The organism is Kitasatospora sp. SolWspMP-SS2h, assembly GCF_003259315.1.
GTDB classification, from domain to species: Bacteria; Actinomycetota; Actinomycetes; order Streptomycetales; family Streptomycetaceae; genus Kitasatospora; species Kitasatospora fiedleri.
This window is the reverse complement of record NZ_QLLT01000013.1, coordinates 126985-139671: the sequence shown is the minus strand read 5'-3', so window position 1 is coordinate 139671 and position 12687 is coordinate 126985. Positions and strand designations below refer to the sequence as shown.

The window sequence follows — 12687 nt, the reverse complement described above, 5'->3', positions numbered from 1 at the left end:
AGTCTACCTTCGTTAGTGCGACGAACGTTTATGGCGCTAACGAATGTGCCGCCCGCCGCACCCGAACCCGCCGCGCCCCAGGGGGAACCCGGTGATCGAGCCCTTCCGCATCCACGTCCCGCAGGCCGACCTCGACGACCTCGCCGACCGCCTCGCCCGCACCCGATGGCCCAACGAGATCGACGGCGCCGGCTGGGACTACGGCTTCCCGCTGGCCCGCCTCCGGCAGCTCGCCGAACACTGGCGCACCCGCTACGACTGGCGCCCCCACGAGGCCCGGATCAACGAACTGCCGCAGTACACCACCGAGATCGACGGCCAGCGGATCCACTTCCTGCACCTGCGCGCCGACCGCCCGGACGCCCTCCCGCTGATCCTCACCCACGGCTGGCCCGGCTCCTTCCTGGAGTTCCTGGACGTCCTCGAACCGCTGCGCCGCGACTTCCACCTGGTGGTCCCCTCCATCCCCGGCTTCGGCTTCTCCGGGCCCACCACTGAACGCGGCTGGGACGTGCCCCGGGTCGCCCGCGCCTGGGCCGCCCTCATGGAGCGCCTCGGCTACCGGCGCTACGGCGCCCAGGGCGGCGACTTCGGCGCGGGCATCTCCACCGCCCTCGGCGCGCACGCCCCCGACCGGGTGGTCGGCGTGCACGTCACCTACCAGCCGCTGCCGCCCGACCCGGAGGCCGGCCCGCTGTCCGCCGCCGACGAGGCCCGACTCGACCGGGTCCGCCACCTCCAGGCCAACCGGCCCCCGTACCAGGCCCTCCAGGCCGCCACCCCGCAGACCCTCGGCTACGCGCTCACCGACTCCCCGGTCGGCCAACTCGCCTGGATCGCCGAACGGTTCGCCCAATGGACCGACCCGGCCACCCCGGTGGACGACGAACGCCTGCTCACCGGCGTCTCGCTCTACTGGCTGACCGCCACCGCCGCCTCCTCCGCCCGCCTCACCCGGGAGACCCCGCGCGGCGGCACACCCTGCCCGGTGCCGCTCGGCGTCGCGGTCTTCGCGCACGACATCACCCTGGCCGTGCGCCCGCTGGTCGAACGGCGCTACGACGTCCGGCACTGGTCGGAGTTCGACCGCGGCGGCCACTTCGCCGCGATGGAGGTGCCCGGGCTGTTCGCCCGCGACGTCCGGGAGTTCTTCGCCTCGCTGGCGGCGGCCCCGGCGCGGTAGGAGAGAACGGGCCTGCGAGCGCGATGAGCTGGCTGCGCGTCGGCTCAGCCGGGCAGCGGCGCGGTCAGCTGGCTCCCGGCGTCGAAGGTACGGGCCGCGTCGAAGACCCCGGTCAGGTCCGGGTGGCGGCCCAGCAGGCGGTGCGCCAGCGCCAGGCCGTCCGGCTCCACCCGGCGGGTCAGGCTCAGGTGCGGCATCCAACGGCCGGGCAGGTAGAGCGGGTTGGGGTCGGGGGCGTCCGCCAGCAGCCGCCACGCCTCGCGGTGCAGGTCGACCAGCGCCGGGGCCGGGACCACGCCCCAGGCCAGCACCCGGCGGCGGCTGCGCGCGCCGAACGACAGCAGGCCCGACAGGCGCACCTCCAGCGGCAGCGCGCCGTCCAGGAGTTCGCCGACCTCCGCGAGCCGCTCCGGCGCGATCGCACCGCACGCCGCCAGGGTCAGGTGCGGGCGGTGCGTCGGGTGCGGGTTGTCCGCGAGCGAGTCCACCCCGCCGTCGGCCAACTGCCGCCACACCGTCCGCACCGCCCGGTCGAACGCCGGATCGCAGGTCAACTCGATGGTCCGCATGCCCCCACCGTAGGACCGGCCCCGCCGCCGCCCGCACCCACCCCGTGTGATGGGCTGGGCGGACCCGCACCGCCGCCCCGCACGGGAGGGCCGGGACGGGAACGGGGTCGGGACCGGGATCGGGAGGGGCGGCGGGCGTGGGGACAGCGGCACCGGGGGAGTGGCGGGCCCGGGCCGGGTGGCTGGCGGGGGCGGGCGCGGTGCTGGCGTCCGGCCTGGTCGCACCCGGCCTGGCACCGGCCCCGACGGCCGCGCTGCTCGGCGGGGCGCTGTACACCGCGCTGCTGCACACCCTGCTGATGGCCGCCGCGCCCCGCCTCGGCCCGTGGAGCGCCGCCGCCGCCGCGCTCGCCGCGAGCTGGGCGGTGGAACTCTTCCAGCTCACCGGCCTGCCGGCCGACCTCGGACGCCGCAGCCGCCTCGCCCGCCTCGTCCTCGGCACCACCTTCGACGCCTCCGACCTGCTCGGTTACGCCCTCGGCGCGGCCGCCGTGCTCGCTGCCCACCTGGCCGTCCGCCGAGCCGCCCGTCGAGCCGTCCACCGCTCCGTCCACCGCTCCGCCCGCGCGGGGTAGGGGGCTGAACGGGGCGGTGGGCGGTCCGGCGGGTCGCCGCTCGCGCGGGCAAATGAGTACATTTGGGACATTCGGGAGCAGAACCAGGCTTCGCGCGTCCACGCACAGAAGGCCGAGCCGCCTTCGGAAAGGGTCTCCATGCACCCCGCCCTCAGCCCCGCCGTCCTCGCCGAGCTGCGCCGGCCCCGCTCCTATCCGGCGGTGTCCATCCTGATGCCCACGCACCGCCGCGAGCCGGACAACGGGCAGGACCCGGTCCGGCTGCGCAACCTGCTGGCCGAGGCGAAGGAGAAGGTCCAGGCCGACCCCGACGTCTCGCGCGCCGACCGGATCGACGTCCTGGAGCAGCTCGACAGGGCGCTCGCCGAGGTCGACCTGGTGCACGCCGAGGACGGCCTGGCGATCCTCGTCGCGCCCGGCGAGCACCAGGTCTGGTCACTCGGCCGTACCACCCCCGCCCGGGTGGTCCTCTCCGACACCTTCCTCACCCGCAACCTGGTCGCCTCGCAGATCGCCGAACGCCCCTACTGGGTGCTCGCGGTCGCCGCCGACCGGGTGGTCCTGTGGGGCGGCGACAAGGAGCGCGTCACCGAGGAGACCTCCCACGGCTTCCCGCTGGTCCGGGTCTACGACAACCCCGACCCCGAGCGCCAGGAGCGGATCGGCGACACCCCCAGCACCTTCCGGGACGAGGAGACCAAGACCTTCCTCCGCCAGGCCGACACGGCGGTCGGCAAGGTGCTCGCCGCCGACCCCCGCCCGCTGTACGTGGTCGGCGACGCCCCCGCGCTCGCCCTGCTGGACGCCGTCGGCCCGATCGCCAAGGCCACCACCTCGCAGATCCCGCACGGCGGCCTCGCCCAGGGCAACGCCGAGACCGTCCGCCAGGTGGTCGAGCCCGCCCTGCGCGCGCACGCCGACCAGGAGATCACCGAGGCCCTGGCCCGCCTCGACAAGGCCCGCGGCCGGCAGGCGTTCGCCGCCGGGCTCGACGAGGTCTGGCAGACTGCCGCCGAGGGCCGGATCGCCCTGCTGGTGGTCGAGGAGAACTTCCGCACCACCGTCCGCGACGACGGCGACCACCTGGTCCCGGCCGAGGAGGGTGAGACCGGCTCCCGCGAGGACATCGTCGACGAGGTCATCGAACGCGTCCTCGACACCGGCGCCACCGTCAGCTTCGTCCCCGACGGCACCCTCTCCGACGCCGGACGGATCGCCGCCGACCTGCGCTACTGAGCCGACGGGCACCGCCACCGACGGCCACCGCCGCTGACGGGCACCGACCGCCGCCGGCGGACGCCACCGGGGCCCGCGCCGGGAGAACTCCCCGGCGCGGGCCCCCGCGCGTGCGCACGCCCGTGCCCCCGACTCAGTCCCCCGACGCGCCCATCAGCACCCCCACCACGTACGTCACGCCCATCGCGAGGCCGCCGCCCAGCACGTTGCGCAGCACCGCCCGGCGCGGATCCGCCCCGCCGAGCCAGGCGCTCGACCAGCCCGTCACCACCAGCGCCGCCAGCACCGCCACCACCGTGACCCACACCCGGACGGACTGCGGCGGCAGCACGATCGCCAGCAGCGGCAGCAGCGCCCCCACCGTAAACGCCGCGAAGGACGCCCACGCGGCGTGCCACGGATTGGTCAACTCGTCCGGATCGATGCCCAGTTCGGTCTCCGCGTGGGCGGCCAGCGCATCGTGCGCGGTCAACTGCTCGGCCACCTGCCGGGCCAGCTCCGGATCGAGGCCCTTCGCCTCGTACATGCCCGCCAGCTCGGCCAGCTCCGCCTCCGGGGTCAGCCGCAGCTCCCGGCGCTCCATCGCCAGGGCCGCCTGCTCGGCGTCCCGCTGGGTGCTCACCGACACGTACTCGCCCGCCGCCATCGACAACGAGCCCGCCAGCAGCCCGGCCAGACCGGCCGTCAGCAGCTCGTGGGACGAGGAGTTCGCCCCCGCGACGCCCACCACCAGGCCCGCCGTCGACACCACGCCGTCGTTGGCGCCGAGCACCGCGGCGCGCAGCCAGTTCAGCCGCCCGCCCAGCGCGCCGTGGTGCGCCTCGTCGTGGTCCGGTGGCGGGTCGGGCGGCGTGCCCTGGGCGCGGGAAGCGGTCATGCCGCCAGTGTGCCCGTCGGACGGCGCCGCGCCCCGCAGCCCCGTCCGGCGGGGCGCCGGGAAGCGCGTCGCCGCAGGTGGGGCTACGGGTAGGGCCGCGGGCGGGCGGCTCCGCGCGGCGGGGGTGTCAGAGCGTGGTGAGGTCCGGGTCGCCCTGCGGGCTGCCGGTCCACCAGTTGCCCGGGGCGTCCGGGTCGCGGCTGGTCCAGTACTCGATGATCGCGGTCACGAACTCCTCGGCGGACAGCGCACCGTCGCCGTCGCGGTCCAGGTGCGCGAAGGCGGTGTCGGCGTCGCTGCGCCGCAGCTGCGGGAAGTGGCCGTGCTGGAAGGCGAAGAACCCGTCCGCGTCGACCACGCCGTTGCCGTCCGCGTCCGCCACCGCGAGGAAGGCCCGGCCGAGCGCCCCGAGGACCGCCTCGGCGGCCTCCGGGTCGTCGGCCAGCGCGGCGGTGGAGGCCAGGAAGTCGGCCCGCCCCATCGCCACCGCGCCCGCCGGCAGGTGCGGCAGGTGCAGCTCCCGCCAGACCGCCACGTACGCCCCGACGATCCGCTGCTCCTCGGGCGACCCGGCCGGGTGCCCCAGCGAGCGGGCCACCGACTGGCCCATCAGGACGTGGTCGCGCTCGGTGAGCCGCCCGTCCCCGTCGGCGTCGAGGTGGTCGAACCCGTGGCTGATCTTGGCGATGAGCAGGTCGTCTGACACAGTGACCCTCCGGTGGGCGGCGGTTGACGGAGCGTCAGCCTACCGGGTGCCGCCGTCCGGTTCGGACCGGCCGTCAGTGCGCGGCGAGGGCGTCGGCGGACTTGGCCCAGTTGTCGTGCAGGCGGTCCAGGTAGGAACGGGCCTCGGCGCCCGGGTTGACGCCGCGGGCGAAGGCGAGCATGTTCCCGGCGCCGGTGTTGTAGCCGAGGGCCATCAGCTCGTCGCGGGTGTAGGAGCCGGACCAGCGGGCGGGCAGCTGGGCGCCCAGGTCGTGCAGGTGCCAGGCGGCGGCGCGGACGGCCAGCGCCGGGTCGTCCGGCAGGTCCTCCCACGGGCGGTCGGCGAACGGCCGGTTGCGGCGGGTCTCATCGTAGGCCGCCCGGTGCATGTTGGCGATGCCGAAGGAGGCGTCCGGCTTCATCTTCTGCCAGGCCCGCTCGACCTCCGGCCCGTGCGGCTTGTACGCCTCGTTGAACAGGACCGCCATCACCAGCTGCGGGTTCACCCCGGCCTCGGCCGCGTACTTCTCGACCTCGGGCGCGAACCGCGGCGGCGCGTAGTCCTCCGGGCCCCGCGCGGTGGGGGAGGCGGAGGCGGAGGCTGGTCCGGACGGCGCGGACGACCCGGGCGGGGCGCCGGAGGAGGCCGGGGCGGTGGCGCGGGCGGACGGGGCGGCGTCGGGCGGCGGGGTGGGGTCGCCGCCGCGCTCGTACAGCCAGATCCCCAGCACGGCCAGGGCCACCGCCACCCACGGCCACTTCGCGCCGCGTTCCGCCACCGGAGGACTCCTTCTGTCGTTTTCCGCCGCTCTGCGCCGCCGCTGCCGCCCCCGCGGACCCGGCCGCCGGGCCCGCGGACGCCCGGTGGCCGTGTCCTGTCGCCGGGTTGTCGCGTTCTGTCGGATGTCGCCCGGTGCCGGGTGGCGACCTGTGGCGAGCTTACGTACCCGGAGCGGATTTGTATGCTTCGCTCTGACCTCTACAGCCATGTAGAGGAACCGGGGGGCCGCGCCACGCGTCTGTCAGCCCGGAACGGTCGGACGCCGCTGGCGCGGCGCGGCGGAGGACGAGAGGTGTCGATGACGGGGCGAAGGCCGACGGGTACGCGCGGGGGCGCACCGCTGTGGCGGGACGACGAACCGGGCGAACAGGGCCAGCCGAGCGGACCGGGCCAGCCGGGCGGGCCGCGCGGACCAGGCGGGCCGCGCGGACGGACCGGTCGGCCGGAGACGGCCGGCCACCCCGTCCCGCCCCAGCGCACCCCGGACCGGGAGCGTCGGCGCACCCCCGGACCGCCCGGCCCGGAGCGCGGCGGCCCGGCAGCCGGCGCGCCCGCGCCGGACGGGAGCGCCCCGCGCCGTCGTCCTCCGGTCCGCCGGGAGGGCGCCCGCGACCGGGCCGCCGCCGGGTCGAACCGGATGCCCCCCGTCCTGCCCGCCCTCGGCCTGCCGGTGCTCGGCGCGCTCGCCGACGAACTGCTCGCCCCCGGCCTGGGCCCGGTGTACGCGGCCTGCGCCGTTCTGGGCGCCGCCCTGGCCGCGCTGGTCAGCAGCCGGGCCGGCTGGTGGTGGGTGGTCAGCGGCGCCCCCGTGGTGACGCTGGCCGTCGCCGCCGGGGTCGACTGCCTGGCGCGCGGCGACCGTTACCGGGGCGCCGGGCTGGGCACCGAGGGCCTGAAACTGGTCAGCGGCCAGTTCCCGTGGATGCTGGCCGCGCTCGCCGCCGCCCTGCTGGCCGTCGGCGTGCGCACGCTCCGCGCCCGGAGGCCCCGCCGTGGCTGAACGACGCGGCCCGCGCCGGCTCGGCCGCCGCCCCGCCCCCGGGCTGATCGCCGGCCGGACCGCCGCCTGCGCCCTCTCGCTGGCCGTCCTGGGCGTCAGCGGCTTCGCCTGGTACACCACCGGCCAGCTCAACGGCGTCAGCCGCTCGCACGCCCTCGACCAGGCCAGGAAGAACGCCCCCCGGCACCTCGACGCCTCCGTCAACATCCTGCTGATCGGCCTCGACAGCCGGAAGAACATGGACGGCACCGACCTGCCCAAGGAGTTCGTCCAGGACGAACTGCACGCCGGCTCCAGCGAGATCGGCGGCTACAACACCAACTCGCTGATCGTGCTGCACATCCCGCCTAGCGGGAAGGCCCAGGCGGTGTCCGTCCCGCGCGACGACCTGGTGCAGACGTACAACGCCGACGGGACCGAGGGCAGGATGCACAAGGTCAAGGAGGCCTACGGCTACGCCAAGGACGCCGCCGAGCAGAAGCTGCGCGCCAAGGGGCTCAAGGGCGCCGACCTGGAGCAGCAGAGCCGGGAGGCCGGGCGCTCCGCCACCATCCAGACCGTGCAGAGGCTGCTCGACATCCCGATCGACCACTTCGCCGAGGTCAACCTGATCGGCTTCTACGACATCGCCAAGGCGCTCGAACCGATCCCGGTCTGCCTGAACAAGGCCGTCGACGACCCGATCGTCTCCCGGGTCACCGACAGCAAGGGCAACGTGGTCAGGCCCGGCGGCGGCACCGGGCTGAAACTCCCGGCCGGGGTCAGCCAGGTGAACGCCGCCGACGCGCTGTCCTTCGTCCGGCAGCGGCACAACCTCACCAACGGCGACCTCGACCGCACCCACCGGCAGCAGGCGTTCATCGCCTCCGTCGAGTACAAGCTCAAGCAGCAGGGCGTGATCGGGGACCTCGGCAAGATGCAGGACCTGCTGAACGTGGTCAAGAAGGACGTGGTGATCGACGACCAGTGGCAGCTGCTCGACTTCGTCCAGCAGGCGCCCAACCTGACCGGCGGCAACGTCGAGTTCAACACCCTGCCGATCGACAGGTTCGCCACCGTCGGCGGCCAGGAGGTCAACCAGGTCGACCCGGTGAAGCTCCGGCGGATCGTCAAGCAGCTGTTCGGGCAGCCGCTCGACGCCGACCCGGCGCTCACCCCGGCCACCGGCGCCGCCACCGCGCCGAGTCCGAGCCCGAGCCCGAGCCCGAGTCCGAGTTCGGTGCCGACCGGGGCGTCCGCCGCCGGGACCACCGTCGACGTGCTCAACGGGTCCTCGGTGACCGGGGCCGCGGCCGACGAGTCCAAGGCGCTCGCCGCCCTCGGCTACCGGGCCGGGAAGGTCGGCACCGCCGACGGCCACCCGCGCACCACCACCGTCAGGTACGGCACCGGCGGGCAGGACGCCGGGCAGCGGATCGCCGCCCGCTACGGCGTCACCGCCACCGCCTCCACCGCCCTCGCCCCCGGCCGGGTCCAGGTCGTCCTCGGTGCCGACCGCGCCGCGCCCGACGCCGCCGGAACCGCCGGAACCGCCGGAACCGCCGGAACCGCCGGAACCGGTGCGACCGGGGACAGCGCCGACCCCGCCGCCGCCCCCGCCCTCCAGATGCAGGGCCCGCCGGTGAAGGCCGGCGGCGTCCCCTGCGTCGACTGAACCCGCCGCGGAGCGCGACGGCAACGCCCCCCGGACCGGGAGGACCGAGGGGCGTCGGCGGTGCGCCGGCGGCGCGCCGTCACCAGGGGGTGGCGGCCTTGACCAGCAGGACCAGCGCCACGGCCGCGTTCAGGGCCGAGACCGCCGAGACCGCGGTGCCCGCGGCGGCCACCATCGCGGCCAGGCCCGCCGGGGAGGCCGGCGCGGGCCAGGACTCGCCCAGCGCGGGGCTCAGCAGCGCGGTGACCCGGCGCGGCACCGGACCCGGCGCCGCGAAGGCCGCGAAGGACGGGGCCGGACCCGCGCCCCGGGTGACCAGGGCGGCCCGGGCCACCGCCCGGGCGGTCAGCCGCCGGTCGCCCACCGAACCCGCGGCCTCCTCGTCCGCCCAGCGCTCCGTCGCATACCCGACCGCCCTCTGCAACGGGCGCAGGAACGGGTTCACGCAGCTCGCCAACTGCGCCGCCAGCAGGTAGTGGTGGTGCCGGTTCGCCAGGTGCGAGCGCTCGTGCGCCAGCAGCGCCCGCTGCTCGTCCGCGTCCAGGCTGTCCATCATCGCCGTCGACACCACCACCCGGCCCGGCCCGCCCGGCACCGCGTACGCGTACGGCTCGTCGTCGGGCAGCACCACCAGGTCGGAGTCCGGCGGCATCGGGGCCAGCACCCGCTGCGCCCGGGCCCGGATGCGCAGGTGGCGGCGGAGCGAGCGGGAGCACGCCGTCAGCACCGTCACCAGGCCCGCCACCGCCGCCGTGCCCACCGCCTCGTGGAACGGCACCGCCGTGCGGATCTCCGGGTCCGACCAGCTGTCCGGCAGCGGGTTGCCCGGGATCTGCGCGGTGCCCACCACGAACAGCAGGCCCAGGGCCAGGGTGCTGCACACCGCCATCGTCACGCCGATCCAGGACAGCAGCCGCACCGCGTGGCGCGGGTGCAGGTGGTGCTCGGCCAGCCGGGCGATCGGCAGCGAGGTCAGCGGCAGCACCAGCGGGAGGAAGACGAAGGAGCCCATCGCTCAGCGCCCGTCGTCCCGGCCCCCGGCCCCCGGGGAGGGCTCCGCCGCGTTCAGCAGCGACCGCAGCAGCTGCTCGTCCTCGGGCGTCAGCGCCGTCACGAACGAGGCCAGCACCGCGTCCCGGTCCGGCTCGGTGTCCAGCAGCCGGCGCATCCGGCGGGCCGTCAGCCCCGCCGCGTCCGCCACCGCCGACCACACGTACGCCCGGCCCGCCCGGCTGCGCACCACCGCCTGCTTGGCCAGCAGCCGCGACAGGATGGTCATCACGGTGGTGTACGCCAGCTCGCCGCCCAGCTGCTCCTGCACCCAGGACGCCGTCACCGGCCCCGGTGCCCGGTGCAGCACCGACAGCACCTCGGTCGCCAGCTCGCCCTGCCCGCGACGGCGCGGACGCCCGCTCTCGTCGCCCCCGCCGTGTTCCGGGTCGACGCCCGCCAACTCCATGGGGAGACTCCCTCCGGCACGGCCGCCCGCGCCCGACTCGGACAGTTCGTCCTCCCATCCTAGGGGCGGGTCCGGCCGCGCCGGGCGTCGGGTAAAGAATTCGTCAAGCGCCCGGCGGGCGCCCGGCGGACGTGCGGCGATACCGGCTGCCACCGGGGCGCGGGCCTGCGCGGGCCTTCGGCGGGCGGGCCGTAAGGTGGGGAACGGTTGGTGCCCCGTCGGCGGAACCGGCAGGTGACGCGGCGTCGGCACCGCCGCACGGCCGAGCACCGGCTGAGCACCGACGGAAGGACGGCCCGCGCCATGGCAGTTGACATCCGGGTGGAGCCCCTGGGCGACCGCGAGTACCTGGTCCGGGTCGAGGACGGCCCGGTCGGGGCCGCCACGCGGGTCCGGGTCACCGACGCGGTGCTGGAACGGCCGGGCCTCGCCGACGGCGACGAGCGGCGGATCGTGCACGAGACGGTGGCGTTCCTGGTCGAGCGTCAGCCCGTCATCGACATCCCCCCGATGATCGACCTGGACGACCTGGCCGACGCGTACGGGGACGCCTACCTGGAGGAGCTGGCCCGCCGGCTCGCCCGGGCGTAGCGGGCCCGTTCGGGGGCGGAACGGCCGGGGTGTCACCGAACGCGCCCGGCGTCGTTGTCCTGGCGTGCACGTTCGAGAGGCGCTGCGGCGCGCAGCGGGTCGCTGCTCAGCAAGTGAAGAATCGTTTCGCCGCAGCCCCCGGCGGCTCTGCGGTTCTCGGCGGCTCCGTGCTTCTCGGCGGCGCTGCGGTTCCCGGTGGTTCCGTGGTTCCCGGCGGTTCCGGACCCGGGGCGGCGGGGCCCGGTGAACCCGGAGGAGGCGCCCGGGGAGCCGCAGGTCCCGCCGCAGCGCGACAGCGCCGTCCGGGTCGTCCGGTACCTCGTCCTGGAGGTGGTCGTCGCGCCCGGACTGCACGTCCCCGTCGTCGCCCGGCTGCGCTACGGCGCCGACGAGCCCTACACCGTCCACCTGGACAGCCACGTCGACCTGCCCGACCCCGTCATCTGGTCGCTCTCCCGCGACGTCCTGCTGGCCGGCCTGACGCGCCCCGCCGGCTTCGGCGACATGTCCGTCGCGCCCGGCCACGGCCCCGATCGCGGACACCTCCTGCTCGCCCTGCGCGGCGAGGAGGCCGACGCCCTGCTCCGCCTGCCCGCCCGGACCCTGCGCGACTTCCTGCGGCGCACCGAGTGCGTCGTCCCGGTCGGCTGCGAACAGGAGCACGTCGACCTCGACGGGCTGGTCGAGCGGCTGCTGAGGGAGGACGACGACGGGGACGGCGGGTGAGCCGCCGTGCCGACCCGGACGGGTGGCGCGGGGGGTTTCCGTCCGCCGAGCGGCCCCGCCGGGCCCGCTCCGTCCGGGTTGCGGGATTTGCGCGGTTTCGGGGGCCTCCCGCACCCTCTAGGCATGACCTCACCCGTGTACCGGGGCCCCGCCCTGCTGCTGGCCGACGGACTGGAGATCCCGGTCCAGGCCGAACTGACCGGCAACGTCCCGGACGTGGGCCTGCCCGGCTGGACCGGCATGCTGGAGAGCGGGGACACCCGGTTCAGCGCCGGGACCGTCCGCTCCGGCCGGCTGCGGCTGCCCGGCGGCTGGGAGGGCGGCTTCGCGGTGATGCGCCGACTGCTCGGGGTCTCCACGGTCTGGGTGCGCGGCAACGACGTCGAGGCGTCCCCCGCGGACTGGCCGCGTCCGGCGCGCGGCCGTCCGGCGTCCTGACCCGTCCGGCCCGGGCGCGGCGGGCGGGGCGGACGGCCCGGGCGGGACACAGGATCAGCCGGTCGGCCGGTCCGGCCGGTCAGCCGGTTGCGGGGCGGTCGTCCAGGTGCGCCGCGAACTCCGCCGCGCGGACCTCGGCCATCCGCTCGTGCCGGGCAACGCGGTCGGTCCAGGAGGCGTCGACCCCGAAGGCCGTGGCCGCGAAGCCGAGCCGGCCGAGCACCTGCGGCACCTCGGGGTCGCCCGGGGCCAGTAGCCGCACCGGGTCGCCGACGGCCATGGTGTACGGCGGGACGAAGTACTCCTCGGGCAGCACCGTGCGGGCGTGCACCAGGGCCGCGACCGCGACCACCGAGCCGGTGCCCACCACGGCCCCCTGGAGCACGTGCACCGAACTCGCCAGGTAGCAGGCCCGCCGCACGGTGCAGCCCAGCAGGGTGGCGTGCGGGCCGACGAAGACGCGGTCGCCGAGCAGGACCGGCCGGTCGGCGGCGACGGCGGAGGCGCGCAGCACCGCGTTCTCGCACACCACCGTCGCCTCGCCGACCTCGATCCGGGAGCCCTCCGCGTCCAGCACCGCCCCGTACATCACCCGGGCGCGCGGGCCGATCCGGACGTCGCCGACCAGGGTGGCCGTCGGCGCGACGTAGGCGGTGGGGTGGACCTGCGGGACAGCGCCGCGGTGCTCGATCCGGATGCCCGGCGGGTTCGTGGTCATGGCCGTGATCATCGCGCACCGCGGGCCCGCCCCGCCGACGGGGATCGGACCCGGCGCACACCGCCGCCCGCGGCGCGCCCCGACACCCGCCCGGCGCGCTTTCCCCGCTGCCCGCGCCCCCGGTGGCCGCCCGCGCCCCCTGGGCCGGAAGTGCACGCAGGTGCCGGGCGGCGTT

15 protein-coding genes are annotated in these 12687 nt (G+C 76.2%); 8 read left to right on the top strand and 7 right to left on the bottom strand.

Annotated elements, in window-relative coordinates; translation table 11 throughout:
• Nucleotides 1-91 precede the first annotated feature (91 nt).
• Complete coding sequence (locus tag K353_RS17960) at nucleotides 92-1183, top strand: epoxide hydrolase family protein (RefSeq protein WP_111554622.1); 1092 nt, start codon at nucleotides 92-94, stop codon at nucleotides 1181-1183.
• Between the two features lie 44 nt (nucleotides 1184-1227).
• On the opposite strand, the gene K353_RS17955 is transcribed toward K353_RS17960, so the two are convergent.
• Nucleotides 1228-1752, bottom strand: a complete 525-nt coding sequence (locus K353_RS17955) for a 2'-5' RNA ligase family protein (RefSeq protein ID WP_111554621.1) — start codon at nucleotides 1750-1752, stop codon at nucleotides 1228-1230.
• 137 nt (nucleotides 1753-1889) lie between these two features.
• Between K353_RS17955 and K353_RS17950 the strand changes: the two genes are divergently transcribed.
• Entirely contained in the window at nucleotides 1890-2327 is a 438-nt protein-coding gene (locus K353_RS17950) for a DUF2809 domain-containing protein (RefSeq protein WP_111554620.1), read from the top strand.
• A 138-nt stretch (nucleotides 2328-2465) separates the two neighbouring features.
• Complete coding sequence (locus K353_RS17945; RefSeq protein ID WP_111554619.1) at nucleotides 2466-3563, top strand: chemotaxis protein; 1098 nt, start codon at nucleotides 2466-2468, stop codon at nucleotides 3561-3563.
• Between the two features lie 133 nt (nucleotides 3564-3696).
• Here K353_RS17945 and K353_RS17940 read toward each other — a convergent pair whose 3' ends face one another.
• The 3 genes from K353_RS17940 to K353_RS17930 form a co-directional block, all read right to left on the bottom strand.
• Nucleotides 3697-4440, bottom strand: a complete 744-nt coding sequence (locus K353_RS17940) for a VIT family protein (protein WP_111554618.1) — start codon at nucleotides 4438-4440, stop codon at nucleotides 3697-3699.
• Between the two features lie 127 nt (nucleotides 4441-4567).
• The gene (locus tag K353_RS17935; protein ID WP_111554617.1) at nucleotides 4568-5146 is read right to left on the bottom strand and encodes an EF-hand domain-containing protein; all 579 of its coding nucleotides are present in this window, start codon (nucleotides 5144-5146) and stop codon (nucleotides 4568-4570) included.
• A gap of 73 nt (nucleotides 5147-5219) precedes the next feature.
• Nucleotides 5220-5924, bottom strand: coding sequence for a lytic transglycosylase domain-containing protein (locus tag K353_RS17930; RefSeq protein WP_199528148.1), 705 nt, complete (start codon nucleotides 5922-5924; stop codon nucleotides 5220-5222).
• A gap of 639 nt (nucleotides 5925-6563) precedes the next feature.
• Between K353_RS17930 and K353_RS17925 the strand changes: the two genes are divergently transcribed.
• Together K353_RS17925 and K353_RS17920 are read left to right on the top strand one after the other, a co-directional pair.
• The gene (locus tag K353_RS17925) at nucleotides 6564-6926 is read left to right on the top strand and encodes a DUF6542 domain-containing protein (protein ID WP_111554616.1); all 363 of its coding nucleotides are present in this window, start codon (nucleotides 6564-6566) and stop codon (nucleotides 6924-6926) included.
• Nucleotides 6919-8580, top strand: a complete 1662-nt coding sequence (locus K353_RS17920) for an LCP family protein (RefSeq protein ID WP_111554615.1) — start codon at nucleotides 6919-6921, stop codon at nucleotides 8578-8580. Before K353_RS17925 ends, K353_RS17920 begins: the two co-directional genes overlap by 8 nt.
• A gap of 79 nt (nucleotides 8581-8659) precedes the next feature.
• Here K353_RS17920 and K353_RS17915 read toward each other — a convergent pair whose 3' ends face one another.
• Both K353_RS17915 and K353_RS17910 read right to left on the bottom strand, forming a co-directional pair.
• On the bottom strand, nucleotides 8660-9592 hold the full coding sequence (locus K353_RS17915; RefSeq protein ID WP_111554614.1) for a M56 family metallopeptidase: 933 nt from the start codon (nucleotides 9590-9592) through the stop codon (nucleotides 8660-8662).
• A gap of 3 nt (nucleotides 9593-9595) precedes the next feature.
• Nucleotides 9596-10039 (bottom strand): BlaI/MecI/CopY family transcriptional regulator, encoded by a 444-nt coding sequence (locus K353_RS17910; RefSeq protein WP_100834452.1) that lies wholly within the window; start codon nucleotides 10037-10039, stop codon nucleotides 9596-9598.
• 303 nt (nucleotides 10040-10342) lie between these two features.
• Between K353_RS17910 and K353_RS17905 the strand changes: the two genes are divergently transcribed.
• From K353_RS17905 to K353_RS17895, 3 genes are all read left to right on the top strand, one after another.
• Nucleotides 10343-10630 (top strand): hypothetical protein, encoded by a 288-nt coding sequence (locus tag K353_RS17905; RefSeq protein ID WP_146616499.1) that lies wholly within the window; start codon nucleotides 10343-10345, stop codon nucleotides 10628-10630.
• A 243-nt stretch (nucleotides 10631-10873) separates the two neighbouring features.
• Complete coding sequence (locus K353_RS17900; RefSeq protein WP_111554612.1) at nucleotides 10874-11356, top strand: SsgA family sporulation/cell division regulator; 483 nt, start codon at nucleotides 10874-10876, stop codon at nucleotides 11354-11356.
• A 123-nt stretch (nucleotides 11357-11479) separates the two neighbouring features.
• A complete protein-coding gene (locus K353_RS17895) occupies nucleotides 11480-11794 on the top strand; it encodes a hypothetical protein (protein ID WP_146616498.1) in 315 nt (104 codons plus the stop codon).
• A 79-nt stretch (nucleotides 11795-11873) separates the two neighbouring features.
• Here the strand turns inward: K353_RS17895 and K353_RS17890 are convergent, their stop codons facing one another.
• Nucleotides 11874-12512, bottom strand: coding sequence for a gamma carbonic anhydrase family protein (locus tag K353_RS17890; RefSeq protein ID WP_111554695.1), 639 nt, complete (start codon nucleotides 12510-12512; stop codon nucleotides 11874-11876).
• Nucleotides 12513-12687: the final 175 nt, after the last annotated feature.

Excerpts from the sequence above, each read along its gene's own strand:
- K353_RS17910 (WP_100834452.1), bottom strand. The coding sequence starts at position 10,039 with ATGGAGTTGGCGGGCGTCGACCCGGAACACGGCGGGGGCGACGAGAGC.
- K353_RS17905 (WP_146616499.1), top strand. The coding sequence starts at position 10,343 with ATGGCAGTTGACATCCGGGTGGAGCCCCTGGGCGACCGCGAGTACCTG.
- K353_RS17915 (WP_111554614.1), bottom strand. The coding sequence starts at position 9,592 with ATGGGCTCCTTCGTCTTCCTCCCGCTGGTGCTGCCGCTGACCTCGCTG.
- K353_RS17945 (WP_111554619.1), top strand. The coding sequence starts at position 2,466 with ATGCACCCCGCCCTCAGCCCCGCCGTCCTCGCCGAGCTGCGCCGGCCC.
- K353_RS17895 (WP_146616498.1), top strand. The coding sequence starts at position 11,480 with ATGACCTCACCCGTGTACCGGGGCCCCGCCCTGCTGCTGGCCGACGGA.
- K353_RS17955 (WP_111554621.1), bottom strand. The coding sequence starts at position 1,752 with ATGCGGACCATCGAGTTGACCTGCGATCCGGCGTTCGACCGGGCGGTG.
- K353_RS17890 (WP_111554695.1), bottom strand. The coding sequence starts at position 12,512 with ATGACCACGAACCCGCCGGGCATCCGGATCGAGCACCGCGGCGCTGTC.
- K353_RS17940 (WP_111554618.1), bottom strand. The coding sequence starts at position 4,440 with ATGACCGCTTCCCGCGCCCAGGGCACGCCGCCCGACCCGCCACCGGAC.
- K353_RS17925 (WP_111554616.1), top strand. The coding sequence starts at position 6,564 with ATGCCCCCCGTCCTGCCCGCCCTCGGCCTGCCGGTGCTCGGCGCGCTC.